This window comes from Pseudomonas boreofloridensis, from assembly GCF_030580795.1.
GTDB classification, from domain to species: Bacteria; Pseudomonadota; Gammaproteobacteria; order Pseudomonadales; family Pseudomonadaceae; genus Aquipseudomonas; species Aquipseudomonas boreofloridensis.
The window spans coordinates 12,774-29,499 of sequence record NZ_JAUQOQ010000022.1 but is presented as its reverse complement, the minus strand read 5'-3'; the positions used below and the strand labels follow the sequence as shown (position 1 = coordinate 29,499).

The following is a 16,726-nucleotide window of genomic DNA, read 5'->3' as shown; positions in this document are numbered from 1 at the left end:
TCAGTAGGACTTGGCAAATAGCGCCATTGTCTGGGTCGGTTGCCCAGTGAATAAACAATGGTGTGTATCGCCTGTTTGTTGCAGGGGCAGACAACGGACACTGACGCCCATGCCTGAGAGCCCCTCTTCTACGTGAGGATGATCTACAAAAGGCGCCAGTACGAATGGCGCAGTCTGCTGCTCTTCCTCGAACGCTCGCTTGAAATCGCTCAATGAAGTTACAGTGATCGTCCGCTCCAGTAAACGCTGACTGGCCTGTTCCAATAACCGGTCCTGTATCCCTTGAAGTCGCTGACTTACGCTATGGATAAAGTGTTCGACTGTCGAACTTTCAACCTCTTTGGGCTCGGTCCGAAGACTTAACGACACGGTGCTTGCCAGAACTTCCCTGGCGCCAATTTCAACCCGTATCGGGACACCTCGTTTAATGTGGTACCACTTCTTGTCCGCACCGCTTAGTTCTCGTTTATCCACCAGCGCTCGTACCGGCTGATCGTCCCAGCGCTGCGCTGACAGTCGCGAGCGCAGTACGTCGCAAGCCTCCAGGATCGACTGTCTGTCCGACTCATCGCGAACGACGGGCACGATGACTATCTGCACGGGCGCCACTTTGGGTGGAACCCGCAGACCATCGTCGTCACCGTGCGTCATGATCATTGCGCCGATCATTCGTGTGGACACCCCCCAGGAGGTCGTCCAGGCGAATGCTCGCTGACCGTCGCGATTGATGAAGCGGATATCGGAAGCTTTAGCGAAATTCTGCCCCAGAAAATGCGACGTACCCGCCTGCAACGCCTTGCCGTCCTGCATCATGGCTTCGATGGTGTAGGTATCGACCGCGCCAGGAAAGCGCTCCCAGGAGCACTTGAGGCCCTTGATGACCGGAATCGCCAGGTGGTCGTGGACGAAGTCCGCGTAGATATTCAACATTCTCAGAGTTTCCTCCAGAGCCTCCTCTTTGCATGCATGGGCCGTATGGCCTTCTTGCCACAGGAACTCCGAAGTTCGCAGGAAGATGCGCGGCCGCATTTCCCAGCGCAGCACATTGGCCCACTGGTTGATCAGCAATGGCAGATCCCGATAACTCTGTACCCAGCGAGCAAATGAGGCGCCTATCACCGTTTCGCTGGTCGGCCTGATGATCAGCGGCTCTTCGAGTTCACCGGCGGCGACCAGAGCACCCTCTGCGTCCTGCTCCAGACGATGATGGGTGACGACTGCGCACTCTTTGGCGAAGCCCTCGACATGATCGGCCTCCTTCTGCAGAAACGACAATGGAATCAATAACGGAAAGTAAGCATTGACATGGCCCGTCTCCTTGAAACGCCTGTCCAGTTCTTGCTGAATATGTTCCCAAATACCATAACCCCAGGGTCGAATGACCATGCAACCCCTTACTGGCGAATTCTCAGCCATCTCAGCGTGCAGGACGACTTGCTGATACCACTCTGGGAAGTTCTCGGCTCGCGTAGGTTTGATTGCAGTTTTCATACAGGCTCTACATAGCAGATGATTTGGAATGTAAAACCATCAGCATAGACGCGCTGCGGCAGAGCGCCACTTCACAGTTGCATCGCGTATTTCAGCGAAGTGTGTTTACACACCACGAATTCGATCGGCCCATATGTTCGGGAACCGTACCGGCTGCTGCACTATGAAAACAGCCCCCAAAACTGCGACGTGATCAATGTCGCTTGAGCAGACAGCCTTCGATGGGCACGTAGTGTGTCGCCTGCCTGATCAACGACAGAGCGGTCAGGCCCGGCGCGCCATAGACCTGAGTCTGCACACCGAAACGGCGCATCACCCGCTCCAGCAACTGGTCAAAATCGCCGTCGCCGGAGGCCAGCACCACCAGATCGACTCGGCTGGCGGCTTCGTACACATCCAAGGTGATGCCCACGTCCCAGTCACCCTTGGCCGAGCCATCGCTGCGCTGGATGTAGGGCTTGAGGCGCACCTCGAAACCCAGGTTGCGCAGGATCTGCTGGAACTGCTGCTGCTTGCTGTCACCGCGGTCGATGGCATAGGCCAGCGCCTCGACGATTTCGCCCTGGGCGCTGACCTGCGACCACAGCGCGCTGTAGTCGAAGTGGCAGCCATGGGCTTGGCGCACGGTGTAGTAGAGGTTCTGGACGTCGGCGAACAGGGCGATCTTTTTCAACTGGCAGCCGCTCCCGCTGGAATGCGCTCAATCGTGGCAGCGGCCTGGCGCCGCGAAAAAAGGGGCGCTGGGCGCCCCTGGAATTCGCGTCAGTATGCCTGAGGCTCAGACGAAGGTGTCGTCATCGTCGAAGAAGCCGCCGCCGCCGCTGTCGTAGTCGCTGTCCACGTAGCCGCCCTGATCCGTGTTCCAACTGCTGTCGTCGGCGACCTGGCGCTGGCTGTCCTGGTCGTTCCAGCCGCTGGTGTCGCTGGCCGGCGCCGGTTCGTCATGGATCACCTCGACCACCTCGTTGGGCTGCGAGTTGTGGTTGAACAGGCTGCTGATACCTTGCGCCAGCAGTACACCGCCCGCCACCCCGGCCGCCGTCTGCATGGCGCCGCCAAGGAAGCTGCTGGCGCCGCTGCGTGCCGGCGCCGCACCGAAGCCTTGCGCCTGGGCCTGGGCTTGCGGCGGCTGGGCGTAGGCTTGCGGGTCTGGTGCCGGGTCGCGCCAGCCACCGCCAGACGCAGGCGGTGCCACTGGCCGTTGCGGCTCGGGGGCGGGACTGCGCGGGCTGCTGCCGAAGATACTGGAAAGGAAGCCACCACTGCTGCGCGACGCTTCCGGCGCCTGCTCGCGCGCCTGCTTGAGCTGGGCCTCGAGGTCCTTGACACGGGCGTCGAGCTGCTTGAGCGCCGCCTCCTGCACCAGGATCGCCTGGGCCATGTAGTACGGCGCCGCCGGTTGCTGGCGCAGGTGTTCTTCGATACGCGCCTGGGCCTGAGCGTCGCGCGGCTGTTGCGGATCCTCGGCCTGCTTGATGCGGGTGAACAAGCCGTCGATCAGGGTTTGCTCTTCAGTGTTCATGGGCTACCTCGTGGGCCATGCGGAACATCGGACACCTGCAAAGATGGGGCGAGCAAGCGACGGATTCAATCGCCGGAGCGATGAAAGTTTTTTCAGGCAGGCGCGGCTGGGCTAAAGTGACGCACCGCTTTTTTCCTGCGATCCGAACCGATGAACCCGCTGACCATCCTGCGTGACTCCCTGTACTTCTTCCGCCGCCACTTCACCAGCATCGTGCAGCTGTGCCTGCCGCTGGTGGTGCTCGAAGCCCTGTTCACCCAGCTGCTCTATCGCCAGATGGGCGACAGCGCCTCGCCGGCTTACGGCATGCTGGTCAGCCTGCTGTTCTACCCGCTGTACAGCGCCGCGCTGATCCTCTATCTGGACACCCGCAGCCACGGCCTGAACACCCGCAAGCGCGACCTGTTCGCCCGCGCCGTGCAGCTGTGGCCAGCCCTGGCCCTGCTCATCCTGATCAGCTCGCTGCTGATCATGGCGGGCCTGGCGCTGTTCGTGTTCCCCGGCATCTGGATCATGATCAACCTGGTGTTCGCCGAATACCTGCTGGTACTGCGCGGACTACCCGTGATCGAGTCGATGCGCACCAGCGCACGCATGACCACCGGCCACTTCCTGCGCATCCTGATGTGCGTGCTGGCGGTACTGGCGCCGCTGTGGCTGCTCGACGGCCTGCTGCTGATGGCCTTCCCCGAGCCGCAGCCTGGCGTGCAACTGGCGCTGGACAGCCTCAGCGGCTTCCTGCAGTTGTTCAGCAGCGTGGTGCTGTATCGGCTGTTCATGTTGCTGGAGGACAAGGCTCACGCGTGATTCATCGACGCTGTGCAGGTGGGGTACAGGTTGAAGCTTTTGACCCTGCCGCCTCGGCAAGCGGCCCTCTAGTCTGGGGCCTCTTCCCTACTCCGAGCCGCTCACCATGCATTCAGACATTCTCGCCCTGTATGGCCGCTCTTTCCGCGCCCAGCTTTATCTCAACAGTGCGCGCAGCCTCAAGCCCCTGCGCCTGAGCCGCTCGGACGACAGTTTCAGCTGGACCGGCATCGCCGAAGATGGCTGGTTGCAGGTCAGTAGCGATGGACAAAGCCCCGCCATGGACTTCGTGTTTCACCACAGCAGCAGCGACAGACTGTATTTCGACATCACCCTGCCGGGTTCACCCCGCGACAGCAGCGGCCAGGGCTCGGCCAAGCGCCTTGGCATAAGCATCAATGGCTTCCTGGGGTTCTAGTGGGTAGCTGACGTGACCGAGCCCTGGAAAATCGAGCCGCTAGCGATGGACGAATCGGGCTTGCTCTGCCACTTGCGAGACCACCTCGGACAGCGGGTGGCGATACGGCCAGGCAACAAAATGCGTAACGGCCAGCGGGCGCAGTGGCTGAACCCCCTCGAGGGCCAGGTGCAGACCTTCGTCCTGCGCCAGGCTTGAACCCAGAGCGTCGTACAGGACGAGCGCCTATTCAGGAGAGCCGGAGCGCGGTGATCCTCCGCGCCCCAGTGGCCTCCGACTGCCTATGCCTCGACGGACTGCGCCCCAAGCCAGAGGCCTTCGCCACCCTGGGCATGAGCTGTGGCAGCCATGATTACCGCCAGGGCACCTTCGAGGGGGGATGCTGCTGTCGGAGAACAGCAAGGCCGCGCTGCGGGTCCACGGCCTGCTTTGCGACAGCAACGACCAGTGGCGCACCGCGTTCAACCTCAAGAACGTGTTCGACCGCCGTTACTACGCCGGAGGCCTGGCCCAAGCCGTGGCGGTGGGCGATGAGCGCACGGCGCTGATGTCGGTGGCTTACAGCTTCTAAGTGAGGCGGCACGGCCCGCGCGGGGTCAGGACTTCCTGGGCTTGGCCCGCGCGGTCGCCTCGGCGACCAGCGGGTCGTCCGGCCAGTAGTGCTTCGGGTATCGGCCTTTAAGATCTTTCTTCACTTGCGCGTAGGTGCTGCGCCAGAAATTGGCAAGATCCTGTGTAACTTGCACCGGCCTACGGGCCGGCGACAGAAGATGCAGAATCAACGGCTGCTTGCCCTGGGCTATGCGTGGTGTTTCTGCCAGGCCAAACAGCTCCTGCAGCCGCACTGCGAGGATCGGTGGATGCTGCGAGTAGTCGATACGTATATTCGAGCCTGACGGCACCTGGATCGCCTGAGGCGCCTGGGCGTCCAGCTCCTGTGGAAGCGGCCAAGGCAGCAGGTTTCTGACCATCGAAGACAGATCCAGCTGGCTGAAGTGGCTGAGCCTCGTGACTTTACCCAGGTACGGCGTGAGCCACTCTTCCAGCGTGTCGAGAAGGTTGGCATCGCTGAGATCTGGCCACTTACTTTCTGCCTGGCCACTCTGGACATCCAGCTGACGCAGTAGGTCGACCCGCGCCTGCCACTGCCGTAGCTCGGGGCTCCACGGCAGGAGCTCGATGCCCTTGCGCCTCACCAGGTTGACCAGGGCCAGCGAACGGGTTTGCTCATCAAGACTCGGCAGGGCTTTCGTCGACAAGATCAGCTGCCCAACCTTCAACTGCCGCTCAGCCTTCAGAACACCTTCCCTTTCGTCCCAGTCGACCTCATCGACAGACCTCACAAGGTCAATCAGCTCGTCATCGAACAGAACCGGATCGAGGTCACTCGCCAAATAGATCCGTTCCTCACGCTGCCCTTGCCGGCTACCCAGATCGGCCACCACCAGCCACTCGTGCTTAGTGAGAGCATCGGGCTCTGAGAACACCGCAGCACGACCATTGGAGAGACGGTATTCGGATGCACTTGCACGCCTCTGCAGGCCGATTCGATCAGGGTAGGCGAACGCCAGGAGGCAACCTACCCATCTTGGATGATCGGGCTCGCTGACAGGGCTGGAGGCCTTCCCGCGCAGCAGGGATTGGTACTGCCGAGCAGACTGCTTCACCCGCTGGAAGGAACTACCACTACGACGTGAATGTTGCTCGCCTGACAGGGCACTCAACCTGGTGTGAAGGTCAGCACCGGCTCCACGGAGGATGTCCTTCTCACCGAGCAGCGCCGCGATGTTGCACGCCAGGTCATCCAAGCCCATCGCATTGCCTTTGATGAGCAGGTGGGCGATACGTGGATGCGCTGGGAGCTCGCTCATCGCCGAACCGTGCGGTGTGAGCTGTCCAGCATCGTCGAGTGCACCCAAGCGCTTGAGCAGGTCTCTGGCTTGGCCGAACGGAGCTGATGGAGGTTGGTCGAGCCAGGTCATCTCTTCCGGCTTCATTCCCCACCTGGCCAACTGGAGTGCCAAGGCGGCGAGATCCGCGTGCAGGATCTCAGGCGTGCTGTAGCCAGCCATTTGCTCGTGTTGCGACTCCGACCACAGGCGATAGCAGACACCTGGCTCCAGGCGCCCTGCCCGCCCAGCACGCTGGGTAGCACTGGCCTTCGAGATACGCTGGGTGTCGAGTCGGGTCATCCCACTGCGAGGATCGAACTTCGGCACTCGCTCCAGACCACTGTCCACCACGACCCTGACGCCTTCGATGGTCAAACTGGTTTCGGCGATGTTGGTGGCCAGTACGATCTTCCGGGAGCCTTTGGGTGCTGGGTCAATAGCAGCACGCTGGGCGTTCAGGTCGAGGTCACCGTACAACGGGCATACGCTCACGTCTGGACGGCTGCTGAGCTGCTCCTTGAGGTCTTCCGCCACACGCCGAATCTCTGCCTGCCCAGGAAGGAAAACCAGAACGCTTCCCGACTGTTCATCGATGGCGGTCAAGCAGGTGTCCGTGACTCGCGCATCGATTCGCTCACCCGGCTGATAGGGGTTACCCCAAACCGTCGAAACCGGATACATCCGCCCTTCACTGGTGACCACAGGCGCATCATTCAGCACCTTTGAAAGGCGAGCGCCTTCCAGCGTTGCGGACATCAGGAGGAGCTTCAGCGGAGGCTCATCACGTAGCAGTTCGCGGGCACTCAGGCACAGAGCCAGCGCAAGGTCAGAGTCAAGGTTTCGAAGGTGGTACTCATCGAAGATGACCACGCCCACGCCATCCAGTGCAGGGTCATCTTGGAGCCGGCGAGCCAGGATGCCTTCGGTGACCACCTCGATCTGGGTGCGCGGGCCTATCTTGCTTTCAAGGCGAATTCGGTAGCCGACAGTCTCACCAACCTTCTCACCCAGCTCACTCGCCAAACGCTCAGCCGCCGCCCGCGCCGCCAGGCGGCGCGGTTCGAGCATGACGATGCGCTGTCCGGCCAGCCACGTTTCATTCAACAGCTCCAGCGGCACGCGGGTGGTCTTGCCCGCGCCTGGCGGGGCTTGCAGCACTACCTCGTCGCGCGCTTGAAGGGCTTTGAGAAGGGCCGGCAAGGCGGCATCGATTGGCAGCGGTGGCATAAGGTCTCCCGAACAAGCGCAGGAGTATATCGAATCGACAGAGGGCATTTGCTTCATTGAAAGTGACCAACGGTCATGTACTCGGCAAGCGGCGCAGTCACATAAGTGACCAATCAGTCAAGATATGGTCAATTGGTTTTTATTCCTTGCTATTTCAATGACCTAGCTCGACCGACGGTGCAAATGCGAAAAAAACGTCAGTTTTTCGTGAAAGCCATGTGCTGCACCGTTTAGCTGAAACGTTGAACTTCTGCGCTAGAGCCCATGAACTTTTTTTCATGCAAATCTCTAAGCCTGCGTAGCAAGCCGGGATGGGTCTGAAGTTCGGTCATGCCGCGGCGCGGGAGTTTTCCACGTGCCTTGATCGAGAATCTACCGACCTCCGATGAGAACAAGAATGGAGTCGTCAGTGATGCCGAAGCTGCTTTGCGCTGCACTTTCCACGACCTATAAAGAGGATGCACTGAACCTTGAGGCCTTTGCCCAAAGCGTCGCCCCGCTGATGGTCGACGTGCTGTTACGCGGGGAAACCGGGACGGGCAAGGACACGCTGGCGGAGAAGATCCACCGCATGTCCGGGCGCTCCGGCAAGTTCGTCGCCATCAACTGCGCCGCCATACCCGAGAGCCTGGCCGAGAGCCAACTGTTCGGGGCCAACTCCGGCGCATTCACCGGTGCCAGCCAGAGCCGCGCGGGGTTCGTCGAGGCGGCGCATAACGGCACGCTGTACCTGGACGAAGTCGACAGCATGCCTCTGACGCTGCAAGCCAAGCTGCTGCGGGTGCTGGAATCACGGACCGTCCAACGGCTGGGTTCGACCCAGAGCATTCCAGTGAACATGCGGGTGATCGCGTCGGCCCAGTGCCCGCTGGCAGAGATGGTCGAACGCGGAGAGTTTCGCCGCGACCTGTACTTCCGGCTGAACATCGTCAGCCTCAAGCTGCCGCCGCTGCGCAGCCGTCGGGAACGCATCGTGCCGCTGTTCCTGTCACTGGTAAAGCGCGAAGCCGCCGCCCTGGACCGGCCCTACCTGGCCCCCTCGCCGGGGTTGCTGTCACACCTGGTCGGCCACGCCTGGCCGGGCAACATCCGCGAACTGCAATCGGCTGCCAAGCGCTACGTGCTCGGCCTGCCGCCGCTGCCGCGCGCTGAACTGGCGGAGCGTTGCAGCAGCGCCACGCTCAACCTGAAAGAGCAGTTGCAGCAGTTCGAGAAAGTGCTCATCGAAGACTGCATGCGCCGTCACCACCGCCATATCGACACCGTCATCGCCGAGCTGGGCATCGCCCGGCGCACGCTCTACTACCGGATGAAGTGCCTGGAAATTTCGACGAGTTGAGTGACCGGCGTGGAACCGTTTGTAGCTGAACGGCCACCCAGGTTTCGAGACAGTCACACGCGTCTCGCCATTCAACCGATCCGGAGACACGACTATGAGTTTTGGTGGAGCTTCTCTTGCGGCCTCCATGGCGGCCATGCAGCAGATGGATGCGACCTCGGCCGCGATGACGACCATGAAATCCCAATTCGACCAGCAGAAACTGGTCGCCGACACCATGAACGCCATCTCGGCCGAGTCCATGGACAGCGCCACCAAGGCCATCACGGCCATGGGGGAGGCGTCCAAGAACATACGCTTCTGACGACCCGCTTCAAGCCCCGCTGCGGCGGGGTCTCTTCGAGCGCGATGAGATCAGACCCATGCCTATCGACCGGCTGAACAGCCTTCGCCCCCCTGCTGCCCTGCAGCCTGACGCCCACACGCCGCGCCGCGACTCGGTCACCCAGCGCGTGGCCGATGCGCTGACCGAGCACGTCACCCGCCATGCCGGCAGCGGCCGACTGAAGGAGTCGCTGCTGCGCTGGGGCGCCGAACATGCTGGCGCAGGCGGGCGCTCGCCTTTGGCCTGGCAACCGCCCCAGCAGGACCTGGCGCTGCCCACGCAAAGTCCGCTGAACCTGGTCCTCACGGACATCCTGGAAGAAATCAACGGCGGTACCGGCCAGAACCTGGAAGTGGACATCGACGACGCCTATTGCGATGAAGACCTGCTCGGCGACCTGGCGCAGATGCTCGCCCCGCGCAGGCCGCCGCTGGGTGACAACGACATTGGCAACCAGAGCGATTTCGGCAGCGCCAACAACCCGTTCTGCGGCGCCCTGTTCAGCGCCTGGGAGAGCGGCGGTGCGCTGGACCGCAGCCGCGCGAGTCTGCGCTTGCTGCTCAGGCTCATCGCCTTGCTGGGTCGACGCAAGCTGCTGGTGCTGCTGGACCTCGACGACCGTACCGGCCAGGCGCACTACGCCTCGGACGATCAGGACCTGCTGTTCGAAGTCGCAGGCTTCATGGATCAACACCCGCAACGCTACCCGTCGCCTGCCGCCGCCGACGGACACGCCGGCACCTGGACCGAGCGCATCGCCCTGGGCACGCCGCTGCAGGATCGCGAAGTCCGGCTGTTCCAGTTGGCGTTGGAGCAACTGGACCTGGCACTGGCCCGCCTCGCCGGGCAGGCCCCACTGGCGCGCCGCCGCGTCAGACGCAGCCGCGAGGCCGTCGAATTCCATCTGAGCGTGACCGGCAGTGCCCGCAACGTGCTGCGGCTGATGTGCGCCTGAACGGCCGCGCCCTTTTCGCTACGCCCCAACCCGATTGGAGACACCCATGGAAATCCAAGCCGTCGATACCCAGCAACTGGCCGCCACCAGCAAGACCGGCGCCAAGCCGCAGGCCAGCGCCGAGACCAGTGATGTCAGTTGGTTCAGTGCGCAGATGCGCGAGAAGCCGCCCGCGCCAGACAACCCGAACAACGTCGCAGCCCGCATCATCGACTCGTTGTCCAGCCGCTCCAGCGAACTGCAGCGTCTGGACGAGCGAGCCAACCGTGATCTGGTCAAGGCCATCCGCACCGCCGACCCGCAGGACATGCTGCAGTCGAACCGCTCGTTGTCGTCGTTCCACCTGGAAAGCCTGATGACCGCCAAGCTGGTCAGCAAGGGCTCCCAGGCCATCGAGAAACTCACCAACCTCCAGTGAAGGAATTGCCGGCCATGTTCATGCGCGCCTGCTCGACGTTGTTGCTGTGCCTGCTGCTCACCGCCTGCGAGGAGCGCTCGACGCTGCACAGTCGTCTCTCCGAGCAGGATGCCAATGAAGTGATCGCGCAACTGGCGGACAACGACATCCAGGCCAGCAAACGCACGGAAAAGGACGGCATGAGCGTCCTGGTCGCGCCTGCCGACCTCAACAGCGCTGTGCGCGTACTCGAAGCGGCCGGCCTGCCACGGCGCTCACGCGCCAGCCTGGGCGATATCTTTCGCAAGGAAGGGGTGATTTCCACGCCGTTGGAGGAACGCGCGCGCTACATCTACGCGCTGTCCCAGGAGCTCGAATCGACCCTGTCGCAGATCGACGGCGTGGTGCTCGCCCGCGTCCACGTGGTCCTGCCGGAGCGGGTCGCGCCCGGTGAGCCGGTGCAGCCGGCGTCGGCCTCGGTGTTCATCAAGCACACCGGCGCGCTGGACCCGGACAGCATCACGCCACGGGTGCGCAACCTGATCGCCAGCGGCATCCCCGGCATGGCCGACGCCGCGCATAACACCAGCAAGTTGTCGGTGGTGTTCGTGCCCACGTTGCCTTATCAGGAGCGGCGCGAGATGGCGCCGTTCGGGCCGTTCCTGATGAAGGCCGAAGACGTCGGCTACTGGCGAACGGTCATGGTCGTGACCGGCATCGTCTTGCTGAGCCTGCTGCTGGGGGTCGGCTACGGGCTCTACCGACTGTGGCGCACAGGTGCCCTGACGCTGCCGCGCGCGCTGCAACAGAAGCTCGCCCGCCCCGGCACCGCACCGGGCAATCCAGCAGCCACCTTGTTCGCCGTGAAACCCGCGGGCGCTGCCCCCCGTGACAAGGGCTCGGCTGCATGAGCGCGGCGCTGACCTGGATTCACTGGTGGCACCACGCCTGGCAACTGGCCGCCATCGACTGGCAGCCACCCGGCCTCGACCGACTGAGCACCTCGCAGTTGCACGCCCTCGCCCGTGGGCACCACGCCGCGCTGGCGAAGGGCTTGGGCATCACGCCGTGCATGCCGCCCGAACCGAACCCGGCGATGCAGGCCCTGCTGTGTACGCCCGCCACCTTGACGCTGGCCTGCGAACTGGTGGCCGCCACCTGTTCACCGCGCTCGGCAGCCCCGATGTTGTCGACGCAGGACCGCGCCTGGTGCGAGCGCACAGCCAAGGCGCTGCGCCCCGGACACTGGCTCGAACCGGACCAGGATTCTCTGGCGCTGCTGCGGGCCTGGCTGGGTGAGCCGACCTGGCAACGCGCGCGCCTGGCCTTCCCCCGCGCCAGGGTCGAGGCCCTCGAGCGCTGGGCGACGCCGCAGCCGCCAGCCGCCAGGCTCGACACGCTGTGGCAGTCCGTCTACTGGAGGACCGGGCAACGCCCGGCGCCCATCACCCCGCCCGCTCACGACACGGAGACACCCGATGCTCGCCCGTCGCTCGCTTGAACTACGCCCCAACGCTCAAGGCCTGCTGCAACCCTGCATCGCCCGCGAAACCCTGGTCGATTGCGGTCGGGCGCAACGGGTCATCGAACAGGCCCAGGAGCAAGCCGCGCAAGTGCTCGAGCAGGCCCGTGACCTGGCCGAGGCCGAGCGGCTCGACGCCCAGGCGCGGTTCTGGGAAAACGCCGAGGCCGCGCTCGCCGCCTGGGAAGCACAGCGCCAGGCCATGTGGGAGCAGATCGAAGCCAGCGCAGCACGGCTGGTCAACGAGGCGCTGCGCACGCTGCTGGACGAGGTGCCGGAACCGGCGCGCATCGACGCCCTGGTGCGCCAGTTGGCCAGCGGGCAGCGCGAGCCGGCCAGTGCCACCCTGCACTGTCATCCTGACGATCTGACGAACCTGACCCGGAGCCTCGGCAACACGGCCGCGCAGCCCTGGACGCTGGTGGCCGATGCCGGCATGGACCGTCACCAACTGAGGCTGCAGACCCCCGCCGGCACCTTCCTGCTCGACTGGCCGAGCACCGTGCAAGCGCTGCGCGTGCCGGTGCCGTCATCCAACACCGTTCCTCTGTAGGAACCGCCTTGCCTCGCAATCATCCTGAACGCCGGCGATGACTGACTTTACGGCCGCTTCGCGCCCGATCGCGGCGCAAGGCCGCTCCCACAAAAGCCACGCTGGACTCTGGAAATCATGCGCTGCGGATGAACAGCCAATGCACGATCACCCGGTGTCGCATGCCGTGCCCAAGAAGTGAAGCGAGCGCAATCTTGGTGGGAGCGGCCTTGTGTCGCGATCGGGCGCGCAGCGGCCGTGAACCAGGCGACCGATATCGTTCCGAACGCCCGCGATGACTGACTTTACGGCGCAAGGCCGCTCCTGCAACGGCCCAGATCACGACACACGATCACCGGAAAACAGTCGATGGTTTTCCGCCCCCAAGTGGAACCACCTTGGGCTTGACCGCCACTCACCCGGTGAACACGCCCAAGCCCGGAGAATCCGTCCATGTCCTCGATCGATGCCCTGCAGCGCCGCCTCGACAGCTACTTCCAGCGCGCCACCGACAACGTCAACAACGCCGCGATGAACGCCGCGCAGTCCCAGTCGCTGGACGATATGCACACCTTTCTCACCAGCATGAACGGCATGTCGGTCGCGGTGACGGCAGCCACCCAACAGACCACCGCGCACCACAACCTCGCCAAGGCGATCATCGATGCAATGCCATGAGCTGCGCACGCAGCTCATCCGCTGGAGCGCCGACGCCGAACAGCCCGAGCACCTGAAGCTGCTCATCGACGACGGCGAAGTCACCTTCGCCCACCTCGACGACGCGCTGCTGGTGTCGGTCGAGCTGCCCACCGAGGTGTCCCAAGGAGCGTCCCTGGAGCAGGTACTGCGCCTGGCCCATCCAAGCCTGTCGCGCTTTCCCGGCGCCCTGGCGCGCGGCCCCGACGATGCCCGGTTATGGCTGATGGCGCAGGTGGCCCGTGACGCCCACATCGACGACTTGGTCGAGCTGCTCGAAACCTTGCTCAACCAGCGCGATACCTGGCAATCGATGCTGCACAAGGCGCCACGCGGTGCAGCGGCCCCGGTGGCGCGACGGCCCTCGCACGCCCATTTTCTCGGAACAGGACTTCGACATGCCTAACCCGTGGTTCAGACCGTACCGCTGGATTACCGCGAACAGCACGCGCCTTCGCCAGGCACCGTCCGCGTTGCTGGCGTTGCTGCTAGCCGGCTCGCTTGGCCTGGCCACGCCGAGCCAGGCGGCAGCCCCCACCGACTGGAAGAACACCCCCTACGCCTACGACGCCCAGGACACACCGCTGACCAAGGTCCTCGACGACTTCGCCAACACCTTCGGCGTGCAGTTGGTGATCGACGGCACCCTTGCCGGCACGGTACAGGGCCGGATGCGCGCGGAAAGTCCCCAGGCGTTCCTCGACCGACTGGGCCTGGAGAATCGCTTCCAGTGGTTCGTGTATGGCAGCAGCCTGTACGTCAGCCCGCTGAAAAATCAGCGCTCCAGGCGCCTGGAGGTGTCCGCCGATGCCGGGCCGGACATGAAACAGGCGCTGACCGATATCGGTCTGCTGGACCCGCGTTTCGGCTGGGGTGAATTGCCCGATGAAGGCGTGGTGCTGATCACCGGCCCCGAACGCTACGTGCGCCTGGTGACGCAGTTCGCCAAGGCGCGCAAGACGCCCGAGGAGAAGCAGGAAGTCATCAGTTTCCCGCTGCGCTACGCCAGCGCCGCCGACCGCAACATCAAGTACCGCGGCGAGACGCTGGTCATCCCCGGGGTCGCCAGCATTCTCCGGGGCCTGCTGGAAAACCGCGGCTCGGCCACCGGCGCGGCGCCAACCGCCCTGCCCCAGGCGTCCATGCAGGGCATGCAAGGCAATCAATCGATGGCCATGGGCAGTCTCGAACAGTTGGCCTTCAGTGGCATGGGCCAGCCTAACACCCGCCGCGTGCAGCCTGGCCAGAGCAGTGGCGGCAGCCGTGGCAAGATCCGCGTCGAAGCCGACGTGCGCAATAACGCCGTGCTCATCTACGACGCGCCCAAGCGCCGGGAAATCTACACCCCGCTGATCCGCGACGTGGACGTGCCGCGCAAGCTGGTGGAAATCGACGCGATCATCCTCGACATCGACCGCACCCAACTGGCCGAGCTGGCCGCCAACTGGAACGTCGAAAGCGGTGACCTGATCGGCGGCGCCTCGATGCTGCGCCCCGGCGCCAGCTCGACGGTGTTCATCCAGGACTACGGCGACTTCGCCGCGCAACTGCGCGCGCTGGAAGGCCGCGGCCTGGCCTCGGTGGTGGCCAACCCCTCGGTGCTGACCTTGGAGAACCAGCCGGCAGTCATCGACTTCAGCCGCACCGAATACCTCTCGGCCGTTGGCGAGCGAGTGGCCAACATCGAGCCGATCACCGCCGGCACCAGCCTGCAGGTGGTGCCGCACGCCATCGAGACCGGCGGGCACAAGCAGATCCAGATGGCCCTGGACATCGAGGACGGCCGTATCGAACCGTCCGCCGTCGGCCAGCGCACGCCCAGTGTGCGCCGTGGCGTGGTCAGCACCCAGGCGGTGATGGGCGAAAGCCGCTCGCTGGTGGTTGGCGGCTTCCACACCGAGGAAACCGGCGACAACCTGGAACGGGTGCCGTGGCTGGGGCGCATCCCACTGGTAGGGCCGCTGCTGTTTTCCTCGACCACCCGCCAGACCAGCCGCCGCGAGCGGGTGTTCATCCTCACGCCACGCCTGATCGGCGACCAGGTCGATCCGGCCCGCTACATCTCCAGCCTCGACCGCCAACAGGTGGACAACGCCATGGCCCGCGTGGAAGAGCGGCGCAACGGCAAGCGTCCGGTCGGGCGCCTGGAGGTCAGCGAAGTCCTGGCGCACCTGGCCGACGGCAACATCCCGGCCTCGTTCAAACAAGCCGAGTCGATTCCCTACGCGCCCGAGACGCTGTGCGCCCTGCAGCCCGGATTGACGCTGGATGCCGCGCGCGCGCAATGGTTCGCCGGGCCCGACTACGGCATCGCCGTGGGCGTGGTGCGCAACGAGGGCCAGCGCCGCGTGCGTTTCGATGAAGCGAGTTGCGGCAGCCGCTGGACCCTTGCCGCCTCCGCCTGGCCGAAGGTCTGGCTGGAGCCGGGCGAGGAAACCGAAGTGTTCGTGGTCATGAACCCGCCGGCTCGCCTGCCGGGCAACGAACGCCCCTCCCTGCTGCACACCACTGCGAGGCTGAACCCATGAAGCGCACCCCCTTGCTGCTCGCCGTACTCCTGAGTCTGCCGGTCTTCGCCGGCTGCGCCAGCCGATCCGGCTGCCAGGGCGCGGCCTGTGAACGGGCCGAGCCCGACCACGGGCGGATCGTGGTCTGGTGGGCGCCGGGCATGCGCGGCGGCCTCGGCACCCCCGAACACCCTCTCGACCACAGCGTCGTCCCTCTGGAGAACTGACCCGGCATGTCTTTTTCGGTGCACAGCGCAAGCACGCGCCAGGCGTTCCAGAAGAACGTCATCGCTGGCATTGCCAGCTACTGGGAAATCGCCCCCGGCATCGAGTTCGGCTTGCGCCGCGAGGCGCACAGCGTAGGGCTGGCGCTGCAAGTGCAAAGCCAGGTGCTGCGCGCCAACCAGATCCAGCAAGCGCTGGAACGGCGCTTCGCCCACCCGCAGGACTACGCGCACCTGTACGTGTTCCTCGACCCGCAGCGCGCGCTGGTGGTGTGGCAGGCGCTGCCGGACGTTCCTTTGACCCCAGAGCTGCTCGACGACCTCCAAGCCCGGCAACTGTCGCTGCTGGGCCTGGAAGACCTCGACGAGCGTCCCGCCACCTATTGAGGTTGACCATGACCGCCGACGCCGTTGCCCAACGCTTGATCTCGGCCCTCGCCGACCACCTGCACGCCGACTTGCACCTGGAGCACGGCGTGTGCGCGCTGTATGACGCGCACGACCGCGAAGCGGTGGTCATCGAACTGCCCGAGCACAGCGACCTGGCCATCCTGCATTGCGCCATCGAGCTGCCCGCCCACGCCCCCGGTCTGCACAAGCGCCTGCTGGAGCTCAACTTTCGCCTGGACCTGCTCGGCGGCAGTTGGCTGGCCCTGGACGACAAGGCCTGCGTGCGCCTGTGCGCGCACAGTGCATTGTCGGGCCTGGACGAGACCCGCTTCTGCCACTGGGTGGTCGGTTTCGTCGCCCAGGTCAACGAGGTACGCCCGCGCCTGCTCGACCTGGCCAAGGCGGTCGAGCCGCGCCCGGCGAGCCTGACCATGGGCCGCACACGCCTGGGTTGAGGCATGCGCAAAAGCCCCACCAGGCGA

At 64.3% G+C, this 16,726-nt stretch carries 21 protein-coding genes; 17 read left to right on the top strand and 4 right to left on the bottom strand.

Annotated features, from left to right (window positions below; genetic code table 11):
* The 3 genes from proS to Q6A47_RS20480 form a co-directional block, all read right to left on the bottom strand.
* Window positions 1–1,491 (bottom strand): proline--tRNA ligase, encoded by a 1,491-nt coding sequence (gene proS / locus Q6A47_RS20490; protein ID WP_039580477.1) that lies wholly within the window; start codon window positions 1,489–1,491, stop codon window positions 1–3.
* 193 nt (window positions 1,492–1,684) lie between these two features.
* On the bottom strand, window positions 1,685–2,164 hold the full coding sequence (locus Q6A47_RS20485) for a LabA-like NYN domain-containing protein (protein WP_039580479.1): 480 nt from the start codon (window positions 2,162–2,164) through the stop codon (window positions 1,685–1,687).
* A gap of 105 nt (window positions 2,165–2,269) precedes the next feature.
* Window positions 2,270–3,013: a DUF2076 domain-containing protein gene (locus Q6A47_RS20480; protein WP_304485221.1), complete on the bottom strand. Its 744-nt coding sequence runs from the start codon at window positions 3,011–3,013 to the stop codon at window positions 2,270–2,272.
* Window positions 3,014–3,163: 150 nt separating this feature from the next.
* Here Q6A47_RS20480 and Q6A47_RS20475 point away from each other — a divergent pair, with 150 nt between their 5' ends.
* The 4 genes from Q6A47_RS20475 to Q6A47_RS20460 all read left to right on the top strand — a co-directional run bounded on the left by Q6A47_RS20475 (window position 3,164) and on the right by Q6A47_RS20460 (window position 4,809).
* The gene (locus Q6A47_RS20475; protein WP_304485220.1) at window positions 3,164–3,820 is read left to right on the top strand and encodes a YciC family protein; all 657 of its coding nucleotides are present in this window, start codon (window positions 3,164–3,166) and stop codon (window positions 3,818–3,820) included.
* Window positions 3,821–3,926: 106 nt separating this feature from the next.
* Window positions 3,927–4,238, top strand: coding sequence for a hypothetical protein (locus Q6A47_RS20470; protein WP_304485219.1), 312 nt, complete (start codon window positions 3,927–3,929; stop codon window positions 4,236–4,238).
* 12 nt (window positions 4,239–4,250) lie between these two features.
* Window positions 4,251–4,436 carry a hypothetical protein gene (locus Q6A47_RS20465; protein WP_304485218.1) on the top strand — a complete coding sequence of 62 codons (186 nt, stop codon included), beginning with the start codon at window positions 4,251–4,253 and terminating at the stop codon, window positions 4,434–4,436.
* Between the two features lie 181 nt (window positions 4,437–4,617).
* Window positions 4,618–4,809 carry a hypothetical protein gene (locus tag Q6A47_RS20460; protein WP_304485217.1) on the top strand — a complete coding sequence of 64 codons (192 nt, stop codon included), beginning with the start codon at window positions 4,618–4,620 and terminating at the stop codon, window positions 4,807–4,809.
* Window positions 4,810–4,834: 25 nt separating this feature from the next.
* On the opposite strand, the gene hrpB is transcribed toward Q6A47_RS20460, so the two are convergent.
* Entirely contained in the window at window positions 4,835–7,357 is a 2,523-nt protein-coding gene (gene hrpB / locus Q6A47_RS20455; protein WP_304485216.1) for an ATP-dependent helicase HrpB, read from the bottom strand.
* Between the two features lie 412 nt (window positions 7,358–7,769).
* Between hrpB and Q6A47_RS20450 the strand changes: the two genes are divergently transcribed.
* The 13 genes from Q6A47_RS20450 (at window position 7,770) to Q6A47_RS20390 (ending at window position 16,699) form a co-directional block, all read left to right on the top strand.
* Window positions 7,770–8,696, top strand: a complete 927-nt coding sequence (locus Q6A47_RS20450) for a sigma 54-interacting transcriptional regulator (RefSeq protein WP_304485215.1) — start codon at window positions 7,770–7,772, stop codon at window positions 8,694–8,696.
* Window positions 8,697–8,790: 94 nt separating this feature from the next.
* Complete coding sequence (locus tag Q6A47_RS20445; RefSeq protein WP_029612820.1) at window positions 8,791–9,000, top strand: type III secretion system major pilin HrpA; 210 nt, start codon at window positions 8,791–8,793, stop codon at window positions 8,998–9,000.
* A gap of 58 nt (window positions 9,001–9,058) precedes the next feature.
* On the top strand, window positions 9,059–9,976 hold the full coding sequence (locus Q6A47_RS20440) for a type III secretion protein (protein ID WP_304485214.1): 918 nt from the start codon (window positions 9,059–9,061) through the stop codon (window positions 9,974–9,976).
* A gap of 46 nt (window positions 9,977–10,022) precedes the next feature.
* Window positions 10,023–10,394, top strand: coding sequence for a type III secretion system inner rod subunit SctI (sctI, locus tag Q6A47_RS20435; protein WP_304485213.1), 372 nt, complete (start codon window positions 10,023–10,025; stop codon window positions 10,392–10,394).
* Window positions 10,395–10,408: 14 nt separating this feature from the next.
* On the top strand, window positions 10,409–11,284 hold the full coding sequence (gene sctJ / locus Q6A47_RS20430) for a type III secretion system inner membrane ring lipoprotein SctJ (RefSeq protein WP_039580501.1): 876 nt from the start codon (window positions 10,409–10,411) through the stop codon (window positions 11,282–11,284).
* Window positions 11,281–11,874: a type III secretion protein gene (locus tag Q6A47_RS20425; protein ID WP_304485212.1), complete on the top strand. Its 594-nt coding sequence runs from the start codon at window positions 11,281–11,283 to the stop codon at window positions 11,872–11,874. The genes sctJ and Q6A47_RS20425 overlap by 4 nt, the downstream gene beginning before the upstream one ends.
* On the top strand, window positions 11,852–12,448 hold the full coding sequence (gene sctL / locus Q6A47_RS20420; protein ID WP_304485211.1) for a type III secretion system stator protein SctL: 597 nt from the start codon (window positions 11,852–11,854) through the stop codon (window positions 12,446–12,448). The genes Q6A47_RS20425 and sctL overlap by 23 nt, the downstream gene beginning before the upstream one ends.
* A 432-nt stretch (window positions 12,449–12,880) precedes the next feature.
* The gene (locus tag Q6A47_RS20415) at window positions 12,881–13,105 is read left to right on the top strand and encodes a type III secretion protein (RefSeq protein ID WP_039580508.1); all 225 of its coding nucleotides are present in this window, start codon (window positions 12,881–12,883) and stop codon (window positions 13,103–13,105) included.
* A complete protein-coding gene (locus Q6A47_RS20410) occupies window positions 13,092–13,529 on the top strand; it encodes a type III secretion system chaperone (RefSeq protein ID WP_304485210.1) in 438 nt (145 codons plus the stop codon). The genes Q6A47_RS20415 and Q6A47_RS20410 overlap by 14 nt, the downstream gene beginning before the upstream one ends.
* Window positions 13,522–15,651 (top strand): type III secretion system outer membrane ring subunit SctC, encoded by a 2,130-nt coding sequence (sctC, locus tag Q6A47_RS20405; RefSeq protein WP_304485209.1) that lies wholly within the window; start codon window positions 13,522–13,524, stop codon window positions 15,649–15,651. The genes Q6A47_RS20410 and sctC overlap by 8 nt, the downstream gene beginning before the upstream one ends.
* A complete protein-coding gene (hrpT, locus tag Q6A47_RS20400; protein WP_029613981.1) occupies window positions 15,648–15,857 on the top strand; it encodes an HrpT family type III secretion system protein in 210 nt (69 codons plus the stop codon). Before sctC ends, hrpT begins: the two co-directional genes overlap by 4 nt.
* A 6-nt stretch (window positions 15,858–15,863) precedes the next feature.
* Entirely contained in the window at window positions 15,864–16,241 is a 378-nt protein-coding gene (locus Q6A47_RS20395) for a hypothetical protein (RefSeq protein ID WP_029613980.1), read from the top strand.
* Between the two features lie 8 nt (window positions 16,242–16,249).
* Window positions 16,250–16,699, top strand: coding sequence for a type III secretion system chaperone (locus Q6A47_RS20390; RefSeq protein WP_304485208.1), 450 nt, complete (start codon window positions 16,250–16,252; stop codon window positions 16,697–16,699).
* Window positions 16,700–16,726 lie beyond the last annotated feature (27 nt).

Excerpts from the sequence above, each read along its gene's own strand:
- proS (WP_039580477.1), bottom strand. The coding sequence starts at position 1,491 with ATGAAAACTGCAATCAAACCTACGCGAGCCGAGAACTTCCCAGAGTGG.
- Q6A47_RS20480 (WP_304485221.1), bottom strand. The coding sequence starts at position 3,013 with ATGAACACTGAAGAGCAAACCCTGATCGACGGCTTGTTCACCCGCATC.
- Q6A47_RS20475 (WP_304485220.1), top strand. The coding sequence starts at position 3,164 with ATGAACCCGCTGACCATCCTGCGTGACTCCCTGTACTTCTTCCGCCGC.
- Q6A47_RS20470 (WP_304485219.1), top strand. The coding sequence starts at position 3,927 with ATGCATTCAGACATTCTCGCCCTGTATGGCCGCTCTTTCCGCGCCCAG.
- Q6A47_RS20460 (WP_304485217.1), top strand. The coding sequence starts at position 4,618 with ATGCTGCTGTCGGAGAACAGCAAGGCCGCGCTGCGGGTCCACGGCCTG.
- hrpB (WP_304485216.1), bottom strand. The coding sequence starts at position 7,357 with ATGCCACCGCTGCCAATCGATGCCGCCTTGCCGGCCCTTCTCAAAGCC.
- Q6A47_RS20450 (WP_304485215.1), top strand. The coding sequence starts at position 7,770 with ATGCCGAAGCTGCTTTGCGCTGCACTTTCCACGACCTATAAAGAGGAT.
- Q6A47_RS20445 (WP_029612820.1), top strand. The coding sequence starts at position 8,791 with ATGAGTTTTGGTGGAGCTTCTCTTGCGGCCTCCATGGCGGCCATGCAG.
- Q6A47_RS20440 (WP_304485214.1), top strand. The coding sequence starts at position 9,059 with ATGCCTATCGACCGGCTGAACAGCCTTCGCCCCCCTGCTGCCCTGCAG.
- sctI (WP_304485213.1), top strand. The coding sequence starts at position 10,023 with ATGGAAATCCAAGCCGTCGATACCCAGCAACTGGCCGCCACCAGCAAG.
- sctJ (WP_039580501.1), top strand. The coding sequence starts at position 10,409 with ATGTTCATGCGCGCCTGCTCGACGTTGTTGCTGTGCCTGCTGCTCACC.
- Q6A47_RS20425 (WP_304485212.1), top strand. The coding sequence starts at position 11,281 with ATGAGCGCGGCGCTGACCTGGATTCACTGGTGGCACCACGCCTGGCAA.
- sctL (WP_304485211.1), top strand. The coding sequence starts at position 11,852 with ATGCTCGCCCGTCGCTCGCTTGAACTACGCCCCAACGCTCAAGGCCTG.
- Q6A47_RS20415 (WP_039580508.1), top strand. The coding sequence starts at position 12,881 with ATGTCCTCGATCGATGCCCTGCAGCGCCGCCTCGACAGCTACTTCCAG.
- Q6A47_RS20410 (WP_304485210.1), top strand. The coding sequence starts at position 13,092 with ATGCAATGCCATGAGCTGCGCACGCAGCTCATCCGCTGGAGCGCCGAC.
- sctC (WP_304485209.1), top strand. The coding sequence starts at position 13,522 with ATGCCTAACCCGTGGTTCAGACCGTACCGCTGGATTACCGCGAACAGC.
- hrpT (WP_029613981.1), top strand. The coding sequence starts at position 15,648 with ATGAAGCGCACCCCCTTGCTGCTCGCCGTACTCCTGAGTCTGCCGGTC.
- Q6A47_RS20395 (WP_029613980.1), top strand. The coding sequence starts at position 15,864 with ATGTCTTTTTCGGTGCACAGCGCAAGCACGCGCCAGGCGTTCCAGAAG.
- Q6A47_RS20390 (WP_304485208.1), top strand. The coding sequence starts at position 16,250 with ATGACCGCCGACGCCGTTGCCCAACGCTTGATCTCGGCCCTCGCCGAC.